We start from the raw sequence: 10,578 nt of genomic DNA, 5'->3' as shown, positions 1-10,578 counted from the left end.
CTCCTGCCGGGGCCCCCCCCACGGGTCACCCAGGGGGGGACACGTGTGGTTTTGGGTCTACGGGTCCCGCGTACACTAGCCAGCCCGCACGCCCGCCGACGCCCCTCTCACCTCACCCTCCTCCTGCCACGCTCAACGGGAGCCGGGAGCCGGGAGCCGGGAGCCGGGAGCCGGGAGCCGGGAGCCAGGGGCCGGGTGCCGGGAGAACGGCGTCACGGCCCGGCCATTGAACAACCAGGCGGCAGAGCCTCTTGTCCAGGACGTCGCCGGGGGGTAGCCGGTGATCGGGGGTGTCGGCCGGGTGGACGGTCAGGACCGGGTCGGCCCCGCCGCGCACTTCGCGGTCCCAGGTTCGGACCGTGGCCGCCAGCTGCTCGGCGAGCTGCGGACCCTGAGCGCCGAAGGCGTCCACGACCCACTCCCACTCCTGCTCGGCCGGGCCGTCACCGTGCTGCCGGGTCTGCACATGGACGAGGTAGGCCAGTGAAGCGCCCCCGAGGATCGCCGGCGCGTCACCACCCTTCGCGATCCGGGTGGAGCCGGCGCCCTTCTCCCCGTGTGCGGCCAGCCGGCAGAAGCCCGGCAGGGTCGTGGCGGCGTACAGCTGGAGTGAGCCGAAGTAGAAGCCGCTGCCCATGGTCACCCCTGTGGCGACCTCATGGCGCGGCCCACACAGCGCCTCCTCCACCCCCTCGACGGCGACGGGATGTCCGTCGTCGAAACGGACCTGCAACCTACCGCCGAGCAGGTCGACGACCGGGGTGGTACGGGCATGCTCACCCTGGGCCGGAACGAAACCGCAGTGCGTGAACCTCCGCCCGTACAGCACATCACCGCGCCGTTCGAAAGCGATGGCCCGGGTGTAGCCGCCGATCTCCAGCGGCAGGACCAGGCGCCCACCTTCGGCGAGCTGCTCCCGCCAGGCCGGGGCGACGTCCCAGACGTTGTAGGTGATCACGCTCCCGTCGAACCCGCCGCGGGGCACGTGCTGCGGAGGGGCCCCGAAGGCTCCGTCTCCCCGGAAGGCGATCACGCGCCCAGTGCCCGCCTCCGTGGTCAGCCGGCGGGTGCGTTGCACGACGTCCGGGTCGATGTCGCCGGTGACCACCCGGCTGGCCGGGCCGACGACATGGGCGAGCAACTCGGCGTTGTAGCCGCCCGATCCCGCCTCGTACACGACCGTGCCCGGACCGAGGCGGAGGCTTTCGATCATGTCGGCCTGCAGCCAGGCCGCGGATACCGAGCTGGTCGCCCGGCCGGTCTCGTCGCGCCGGGTGACGAGGGCCAGGTCGTCGGCGTACGCGGTCTTCAGGTCCTTCTCGGGCGCGTACCGGTGGCGGGGCACCGTGCGCAGCGCCTCCCGCACCGGCTCGGAGGGGGCCCAGTCGCCGGCGATGACCGCCTCGGCCATCTTCCGGCGGAGCCGGACGGCTTCGGCCGGCTCACCGGGCACGGGCGGCCGGTCGACGACGAGCGGGTAGGCGTGGACCGGCGGCAGGCCGGGGATGACTCCGGGCCAGATCGCGTCCAGGGACTGCGCGGCGGGGGTGAACACGGGGCCGATGCATGCCAGGGCGTGCAGATCATGAAACTCCCACCGCGCGAACGACATCCGTTCGCGGTTGGTGAGAGTGCCGGACCAGGCGACGATGCGGACGACCGCGGTGAGCCGGGGGACCCCGTGGCTGTCGTCGACGAGCATCGTCACCACGTACGCGTCGTCAGGCGAGGCGGTCAGGCCGGTCTCCTCCCCGAGCTCCCGCACCGCCGCCGCTGCGAAGTCCTCGGATCCGGAGGTCTTGCCGCCGGGCAGCTCCCACATGCCTCGGGTGGACCGCCCGAGCAGGACCCGCCCGGTGGGGTCGGTGACGACGGCGAGGGCGCCGGTCAGGGCGTGACCGGTGGGCGGGCGCTTCTCCACCGCCGTGGTGTCGGTGGCGCAGGGACCGTGCAGGACCAGGAAAGCGAGCCCGTCCGCGTCCCGCCGGCGGGCCTGCTTCCAGCCTGTGGTGAGCAGCCGGATCTCGTCCTCGTCGAGGGCGATGCCGCGTTGCTTCTCGGGGGTGTGCTCGGCGGTCGGCGTGATGACCACGAGCGCGCCGCCGGGCCGCAGCCGCTCGCCGAGGGCGTGCAGGACACGGCTGCGGTCGCGCAGGAACGGATACACCAGGCGCAGGGTGATCACGTCGTAACCGTCCCCGTTCAGTTCCGCGGGGTCGTCGCGTTCGATGTCCAGCCGTAGCCAGCGCACCTCCTCGGCGTCCGCGTGCTCCTTCCGGGCGCGGTCGATCGCGCTGCCGGCGAAGTCGCAGGCGTCCACCACGTAGCCGAGCGACGTGAGGTGGGCGGCCAGTTCCCCGGTACCGCACCCCACATCCAGCGCGCGCCCGCCGCCACCCGGCGCCGGGACGTGCTCGGCGAGCAGCGCCCGTTCGACATCCTCCAGCGGCCGAAATCCCCTTCCGTCGGCGTAGTGCTGCTGCCACTCCTCGCGGGCTGCATACTCCACGGTGCTGCTCCTCGTCTGGTCCGGGTCGGTGGACGATGTGTGCACGGGCTCCCCGCGGTGCGGAGACGTGAGGCTGTGAGCACCTGCGGGCCGATCGTCGGCAAGCCCGTGCGGCAGGCGGTCACGGGCTGCCCGGCGAGCACCCGTAGTCGGTACGGAAGCTCCTCGCGCCCGCAGGCGGTGCGGGCAGGAGGCGGGTGCGGCCGGGGTCGCCCGCGGCGAACCGGATCCTGTCGTCGGGGTGCTGGAAGTGCACGGCGGCGGGCAGGCCGGCGCGGTAGGCGTCCAGGCCGGCCCGGCAGTACGCCACGATCGGATCAGGCAGCGTGTCCAGCGGGTACCAGTCCATGCCGTCGCATCGGTCCGGCTCCCTCACGTGGGGCTTGCCCGACCACTGCCGCACTTCGAAGAAGACCCCGATGCGAGAGCCGGTGCCTGTGGGAGGGCGATGGTGGACGGTGACGGCAGCCGTCACGTGCTCGGTGTCGATGAGGACGCCGGTCTCCTCGCGTGCCTCCCGAATCACCGCCTCGACCATGTCCTCGCCCGGGTCGAGGTGCCCGGACGGCAGGTGCCACAATCCGGACGCGTACACCGGCCCGGCGCGGCGGGACAGCAGGACCTCCGGGCCGGACTCGCCGTCCCGGCGCAGGATGAGATGGACATCGACCGGCACGGTGTGCCGGGCGTCACCGCTCTCCGCGTGATGCCGGGGCGGCGGCCCGGCGAAGGCCGACTCCCGGCAGGCGTGGGGCTGGGCGTGAGGGCGGGGATGGTGGCGGGTGTCGGGAAGCGGGGGCAGCCAGGAGACCGCGGTGTCCCGACAGCTCTGGTTGACGGGGACCAGGTCGGGAGGGTTCCCCAGCGCGGAGAGCGTGATCGCAATGCTGGTCGCCCCGTCGTCGAGGGCGCAGAGCTGGCTGCCGCACCGGGGACAGAAGCCGCGCTTGGAGTCGGGCCACGTGTGGTGCCAGGACGGCTCGCCGCCCCCGCCGTGCCACGTCAGGCCGTCCAGAGGGAAGGAGACCCACGACATCATCGGACCTCCCGACAGGCCCTGGCAGTGGCCGCAGCTGCAGGTGTGGGGGTAGTCCGGCGGGCCGGTGACCGTGAACTGAATCGTCCGGCACAGACAGCCGCCCGTGCGGGGCACGGAGGCGGGGATCGAGGTCATGTGGTCGTCTCCTGCGTCGGGTGATGGTCCGGGAACGGGCCCTCGGCTTCCCGGGCTGCTTCCGGTTCCGGGGTGGCGGGCAGCGGCCAGGACAGCTCCGCCGGTCCGGTTCCAGCGCTGACCCACTGCCGGCCGCCGGGTTCGAAACGCAGCCGGTAGGAGGCGGGGGAGCCGACGGCCTGCCAGCGGGCGGCGGTGTCCTGGATCTCCGCCCAGATCTCCCGCGGCCCGGATGCCGCGACGGTCCACGCTCCGGCGCCGCCGGGCCGGGCGGTGACCCAGGAGCCGCACACGGGCGCGCCGATGACCAGGTGGTCGGCATCCCACTTGCGGACCAGACCGGGATACAGGTGGTCAAGCGCCAGCCACATCCCACGCGCCTCGCTCGGGGGCGGGCCCGTGCGGGTGGTGTGTGTGCTCCGGCCGTCGCCGGCACCGATCCGTTTCCGGAAGCGGGCGTTCAGGAAGATCTGCTTCCAGCCGTGCGCGGGACGGTGCCCGAACTCCACCGCCTCCACGCGTGCCTCCACCCGCCCGCCTCCCGTCCTGGTGACGACGGCGAGGCCCGGCCAGGACGGAGAGGACGTCGACAGGCTCGCCAGCGCGAGGCCTCCTGGCGCCAACTGCTCCGGCCAGGCCTCGGGCACGCGGGTGACGGCGTAGGAGACGAAGATCCGGTCGTAGCCCCCTTGCCCGGGCCAGCCGTCCTCACCGTCACCCGTCGCGGCCGTCGGCCGGTAGCCGAGCGCGGCCAGCCGTTCGCGGGCGGCAGCCGTGACGTGCGGATCACGGTCCACGGTGACCACCCCGTCGTCACCGGCGACGGCGCACGCCACAGCCGCGGTCACCCCGGCGCCGGTGCCGATGTCCAGGACGCGCTGCCCGGGCCTCAGGTCCAGGCGTTGGAGGAAGCCGGCGGTCATGCCGGCCGTGCTGGACATCGCGGTCATCGATCCGCCCGAGCGCGGGCCCGGCATCCGGCCCAGGATCGGCTCGCCCTCGCGCTGGACCGGCACGCTCTGCCCGCCGTACAGCAGATCGGTCAACTCCTGCCGGTGCGTGGGTACCGCCCAGTCGAGGAGGTCCCAGCGTGGCGGGGTCTCGTCCGGTTTGCTGCGCCGCACGTACGCCTGTGGGATCAGCACCTCGCGGCGCAGAGCCAGAAGGGCGTCGCGGACAGGGCCGGGCCGCAGGTCTCCGTCGGCCTCCAGGCGGGCGACCATCTCCGCACGGGCCACGGCGGGGTCGTCGTCACGTGTGGTTCCGGTGAGGCTGGGCGGCACGATGGCATCGGCCACGTACGACTCCTTCAGACGGTGGCAGGGGAGCTGGGGCAGGGGACAGGAGACAGGAGACACGGGACGGGGGACGGGGGACGGGGGACGGGGCGCGGCGTGGGTCAAATCCAGCCCAGTTCGGTGTAGAGGCGGCCGGCCCGGATGCCCTCGATGGCCGCCCGGGCGTAGGGGACGACGGGGTCGGGGAGGGCGTCGGCGGGCCACCACCCCCAGGACACACAGCGCTCGGGTTCGCGTACCTCGGGCGTGCCCCGCCACCGCCGGGCGCGGAAGACCAGCCCCATCCGCGGCTGCCCACCCGGTTCGTCCACGAGGTGGACGAGGTGGGCCAATTCCACGTCGTCCGGTTCGATGATCAGGCCGGCCTCTTCCTCCGCTTCCCTCACCAGGCAGTTCACGGCCGATTCCTGCTCACAGTGCCCGGCGAGGAAGTGATGGGTGGAACCCGCGAACGCGGAGTCGGGGTGCCGCAGGCCGAGCAGCACCCGGCCGTCCCGCTCCAGGTAGAGGTGGACGCCGATGAGGTGAGGAACGCTCCTGCCGTCGGCCTGTGGCCCGGGGCGCTGTTCCGGGACGGCCGGCGGGGACTGCCGCACCACCGATCCGGCACGGGAACCGAGTTCGGGTGGGGCGCCGGCGGCATGCCGGCGCACCAGCTCCAGGGTGGAGGGGCTCAGCCGCAGCCGGGGCATCGTCACCGGGTGGAACCAGGCCAGCATGACGCCTTCGGTGAGATGGAGGTCGGCCGGGTCGCCGTCCCACCGGCCGGCGAAGATCTGGACCGGTACGGTCATGCCGTCGATTCCGGTGACCAACTCCACTGCGAAGGGCCTCAGTACGGGCAGCGCGAGGCCGGCTTCCTCCTGCAGCTCGCGCCGCACGGTCTCCTCCAGCGAGGCGTCCTCCGGCTCGCGGCCGCCGCCCAGCAGGGCCCAGGCGCCCGGCTCCCAGATCCCGGGCACGTCGTCCCTCAGATGCAGCAGGTAGCGGCCCTGATCGTCGTGGATCAGCGCCGAGGCGTTCACCGGTTCGACCCGGCCGTCGAGACCGGAGACGACGAGCTTGGTCCGCAGGCTCGGCGAAGCCACGTCACCGAAGGGTCGCCACTCGGCCCCCGACACCTCCTCACGCTGCGGGGCAACCTCGGCGGAGGTGTCGGCGAGGCAGAAGACGAACCGGAAGTCGTAGTGCTGATGGCCGATTTCGTCCTTGAGGGGGTTGGCGTCGATGTCGTGGACGTCGATGTCGAAGGGCGCGCTCCCGTACGCGGCGGTGGTGCACAAGGCACGGGGCGGGAGCCCGGCCTCCTCGTGTACCTCGCGCAGCGCCGCTTCCACGAGCGTCCGGTCGCCCGCCTCGACGTGCCCGCCCGGCGCGAGGGACTTGCCGGTGGCCTTGTGATGGATGTGCAGGACGCGGCAGTCCCGGTCGATCACGACGCAGCTGCACGTCACGTGTCCCGGCAGGGTGGAGCGGCTGGTGGGTTCGTCGCCGTCCTCCAGCGCCTGCAACAGCGGTGCCAGCGGCTCTGCTTCGGCGGGATGACGCCCCAGGTAGGCGGTGACGAGGTCGCGGATATGGGAGCGGGTGGGCGGCAAGTCGGCCTCGCAGTTCAGGGAAGCGGATGGGAGAGGGACGTCAGGGGCGGCGGGTGTCACGGGCCGGGCCTTCCGGGCCGTCCGTCCTGGCCTGTCGGCGGACGACGGTGATCCCTGCCTGCAGGGTCCCGGGTCCCTGCCTGCCGGGTCACCGCCGGATGGGTCGCCGCCGGATGGGTCGCCGCCGGATGGGGCGGCGACGGATGGGGCGGCGACGGATGGGGCGGCGACGGATGGGGCGGCGACGGGCATGAGGCGACGGGCAGGGATGTGACGGGCAGGGATGTGACGGACATGGAGGCGACCGGCATGGAGGCCGTGCGCCGTACGGGCGAGCGCCACAGCACGGCCACCGGCGTATCCGGTAGCGCCCCACGGCGGCCGACAGGCGCGTCAACGTGGCGCTGCGTTCGCGGCCGAGGGCAGGGGGAGAGCGGCTCATGTTCGAACAGAGAGAGGGCTGCGCGGTAGGCGTGTACGGGATTCACGACATCCTTCGGATGGGCGCCGGTTTGGTACTGGTGCTCTAAGAACGGCGCTGAATGGAGGCCGTCACGGCTGTTTCGGGGGCAATGCGAGAACGCATGTTCTGCCTCGCGTCAGTGGCCTTGCCGGGTCTGGGGCGCCGTTCTGAAACTCGCTCGAACAGGTCTGCTCACCCGTGCGGGGGATTGTCGGCCGTGGCGTGCCCCTCCGGTCCGGCCAGGTGCGCACATCACTGCGCGGGCAGCGCCGGGGCATGGACGCCCTGACGCCCATCGCCGTCGTCCTTGCCCTCGCCGTCGCTCCTGCCCTCGCCGTCGACCACCGCGGGACGCTTGACGGACAAGCGGCGGGGAGCGAGCCTTGCCCGGAGTTACCGACAGGTAAGCGAAGGGGTGGCCATGGACAGGGACGGCGCACGGAGCGGGCAACGTGACCGGGACGATGCGGAGTTGATATTCCAGGGTGTCGAGCGGCAGGCCGAGCTGGTGCGCACCGGAAAGATCACCTCGCGCGCCCTCGTCGAGACCGCGCTGCGCCGCATCGACCGGATCGACCCGGCCCTCGGAGCCTTCCGTGTCGTCCTCGCCGAGCAGGCCCTCGCCGAGGCCGATGCCCGAGACGCCGGAAAGGCGGACGGCCCCCTCCACGGCGTGCCCGTCGCCGTCAAGGACGAGCTGGACGTCGCCGGGCAGGTCACCACCTTCGGCGGCGCAGCCAACCGCACGCCCATGAGCGCCGATTCGGAGGCCGTACGCCGCCTGCGCGCCGCCGGAGCCGTCATCATCGGCAAGACGAAGATGCCCGAGTTCGGCCAATGGCCGTTCACCGAATCCGACACCCACGGCCACACCGGCAACCCCTGGGACATCACCCGCACCCCCGGCGGCTCCAGCGGCGGCAGCGCCGCCGCCGTCGCGGCCGGACTGGTCGGTGCGGCGCTCGGCGGCGACGGCGGCGGGTCCATCCGCATCCCGGCCGCCTGTTGCGGGCTGTTCGGCCTCAAGCCCCAACGCGGCCGGGTCTCCACCGCCCCGAACCCCCACCTCTGGTACGCCCTCGGCACCGTGGGGCCGCTGACCCGCACCGTGCGCGATGCCGCCCTGCTCTACGACGTCCTCGCCGGCACCACCTCCACCGACCGCTGGAGCGCCCGCCCGACCACCACCGCTTGGGTGCCGGCTCTGGAGACCCCGCCCGGCCGGCTGCGCATCGGCTACTCCGCCAAACCCGCCGTACCCGGAGTGCGCCCGCATCCCGAACACGTCGAGGCGCTGCTGGAGACCGTACGGGCGCTGCGAGAACTGGACCACGACGTACGGGAGGTCAACCCGCGCTACCCGGACGCGACGGCCCCGTTCGCCGCTCAGTTCTGCGGCGGCGTACGGTCGGAGGCCGCCGCCGTCGAGCGCCCCGACCTGCTGGAGCGGCGCACCCGCGGCACCCTCGCGCTCGCCCGGCTGGTTCCCGAGTCCGCCGTGGAGCGGGGGATCCGGGCGGGGGAGCGGCTGGCGGAGCGCGCCGATCGGATGTTCACCACCATGGACCTGCTGCTCACGCCGGTCATCGCCGCGCGCCCACGCGCGGTGGGAGCGCTGGACGGCGCGGGACTGCTGACAGCCCTGGCGCGCTCGCGCCCGATGGTCGCCTACACCGCGCTGTGGAACGTCACCGGCCACCCGGCCGCCTCCGTCCCGGCCGGCCACGGCGCGGATGGACTGCCGCTCGCCGTCCAGCTGGTGGGCCGCCGCGACGACGAGCTGACCTTGCTCCGGGTGGCGGCGCAACTGGAGGCGGTCCGGCCGTGGGCGCAGCGACGTCCGGAGCCGCCCGTTTTCTAATCGGTCCTGTCTTCGCGAGAAGAGTCGTCGGGCCGTTCGACCCGCCAGGCCACGCGATCGCCCCGTACACCTTGCCGGAGGGGCCCGCCCGCCGCGCACCGCGCGCCGGTTCCCCTCCGCACTGCGGCGCCGGCCCCCCTCGCGCCCGACGGTGACGGCGAGCGGGACGTCGTGACCGGCCGGGACGAGCACGAGCGGCACGTGACCGCGGCCGGACTCCGATGTCCTCAGAGGGTCTCGCCGGTGCAGGACCCGTGGGCGCCGCAGGCGTAACACGTGTACCGCATGCATCCGGTGCACAGCCCGATGTTCTCCAGCCGGTACAGGTCCCCGCAGCCGTCGCACGCGGCCCGCTCCCGCAGCATGGCCTCCCAGCCGCCGCGGCGCCCGATGGCGTCGTAGGAGGCGGTGACGAACTCCGCCCACGTGATGTCGTGGTCCGTCCAGTGCTTGAGGTGCCAGGAGTACACCGCGAAGAACGCCTTGCCGGTCAGAAGGTGGTCACGCCCCCGCCCGTCGCGGATCCACAGCCGGACGACTTCGCTGATCCGCTCCTCGAGCGGCAGTCCGCAGGCGAGGACGATGTGATTGCTCTTCACCGCCGCATTATGCGGCCGGCACCGCCGCGCGGGCAGACCCGGCGGCGGGATCCGGCCCGACCGCCCGGCGTTGTCAGTGGTGATCCCTACAGGGGCCACTGGTGAGCGTACGAACGCTCCGTCACCGCGCCCGAGGAAGCGGGCGGATCGACGAGAGGACGGACATCCGGTGACCTGCTCCGCGGACGGCGAGCGGTGGCGCCTCGCGCACCGGGCCGTGCTCGATCACCTCCTCGGTCTCGTCGTCGGGTCTCCGCTGGGTGACGCCCTGGTGCTGCGGGGGAGCATGGTGATGCCGGCGTGGGTGGGGGCCGGTGCGCAGGAGCCGGCGGACCTCGACTGGATCCTTTCCCCGCCCCTGCTGGTCCCGGTCGATCCCGGGCACCCGTATCCGTACGTGGAGGAAGTGGAGGTCGTCCAGCAGTGGCCGGAGGCGGCCGACGGCGCCGACCGGTACGAGATCTGGAGGTTCGAGGAGTTCGACACCGGAGGCCTTCGGCCCGTGCCACCGCCCGAAGGGCTGCACTGGATCATCGAAGCCGAGCCGGAGCGCCCGCCCCAGGACACGCTGCTCGACCTGGTGCGTGAGCGGCCGGTGGCCGCGCCGGGAGTGGTGCTCGACGCGGACGCCGCCCGGGACGACAGCACCTGGACCTACTCCGCGTACGACACCCCGGGCGTACGACTGACCGTTCCCTGGACGGCGGAGGGCCTGCCGCCCGGCGAAGCGCGGCTGGATTTCGCCTGCGACGAGCGGCTGCCGCAGCCGCCCGTCCTGACGGCGATACCCCGTGGCGACGGCGCCAGGCCGACCGTCGTGCGCACCGCAATTACAGATCTACCTGACGGCGGTTGAAAGCGAGTCCGGTGTTGGTGATGAGACCGTTGGCCTCTAAGAGGTCCTAACAGAAGCTGTTGATCATGTGACTTTCGGTTCGGATGGTCGTTGGTCTGACCGTGGGGAAACGTCAGTCGCGGCCGTGGATCGTGTCGGATGAACTGTGGTCGCTCATCGAGCCGTTGCTGCCTGCGCCGGGGCCGAAGCAGGTGGAGGGGCGCCCTCGGGTGCCGGACCG

The 10,578-nt window shown here is 72.8% G+C and carries 7 protein-coding genes; 2 read left to right on the top strand and 5 right to left on the bottom strand.

The genetic code is table 11. The features are described 5' to 3' along the window. Positions 1-112: 112 nt before the first annotated feature. The 4 genes from fxlM to ACWGIF_RS27935 all read right to left on the bottom strand — a co-directional run bounded on the left by fxlM (position 113) and on the right by ACWGIF_RS27935 (position 6,579). A complete protein-coding gene (gene fxlM, locus ACWGIF_RS27950) occupies positions 113-2,509 on the bottom strand; it encodes a methyltransferase, FxLD system (RefSeq protein WP_453501567.1) in 2,397 nt (798 codons plus the stop codon). 121 nt (positions 2,510-2,630) lie between these two features. Then, entirely contained in the window at positions 2,631-3,683 is a 1,053-nt protein-coding gene (locus ACWGIF_RS27945; protein ID WP_453501565.1) for an NUDIX domain-containing protein, read from the bottom strand. Beyond that, a complete protein-coding gene (locus ACWGIF_RS27940) occupies positions 3,680-4,981 on the bottom strand; it encodes a methyltransferase domain-containing protein (RefSeq protein WP_453501564.1) in 1,302 nt (433 codons plus the stop codon). The genes ACWGIF_RS27945 and ACWGIF_RS27940 overlap by 4 nt, the downstream gene beginning before the upstream one ends. Before the next feature lie 101 nt (positions 4,982-5,082). Next, on the bottom strand, positions 5,083-6,579 hold the full coding sequence (locus ACWGIF_RS27935) for an NUDIX domain-containing protein (RefSeq protein ID WP_453501562.1): 1,497 nt from the start codon (positions 6,577-6,579) through the stop codon (positions 5,083-5,085). A gap of 935 nt (positions 6,580-7,514) precedes the next feature. Here ACWGIF_RS27935 and ACWGIF_RS27930 point away from each other — a divergent pair. Continuing rightward, entirely contained in the window at positions 7,515-8,903 is a 1,389-nt protein-coding gene (locus ACWGIF_RS27930) for an amidase (RefSeq protein WP_453501560.1), read from the top strand. Between the two features lie 227 nt (positions 8,904-9,130). Here ACWGIF_RS27930 and ACWGIF_RS27925 read toward each other — a convergent pair whose 3' ends face one another. Next, complete coding sequence (locus ACWGIF_RS27925) at positions 9,131-9,502, bottom strand: hypothetical protein (RefSeq protein ID WP_453501559.1); 372 nt, start codon at positions 9,500-9,502, stop codon at positions 9,131-9,133. A 169-nt stretch (positions 9,503-9,671) separates the two neighbouring features. On the opposite strand from ACWGIF_RS27925, the gene ACWGIF_RS27920 reads away from it, so the two are divergent. Next, on the top strand, positions 9,672-10,358 hold the full coding sequence (locus ACWGIF_RS27920; RefSeq protein ID WP_453501557.1) for a hypothetical protein: 687 nt from the start codon (positions 9,672-9,674) through the stop codon (positions 10,356-10,358). Positions 10,359-10,578: the final 220 nt, after the last annotated feature.

It is taken from the genome of Streptomyces sp. NPDC054849, assembly GCF_053610945.1.
The sequence above is the reverse complement of the archived record's forward strand: the minus strand, read 5'-3'. Positions and strand labels throughout refer to the sequence as shown.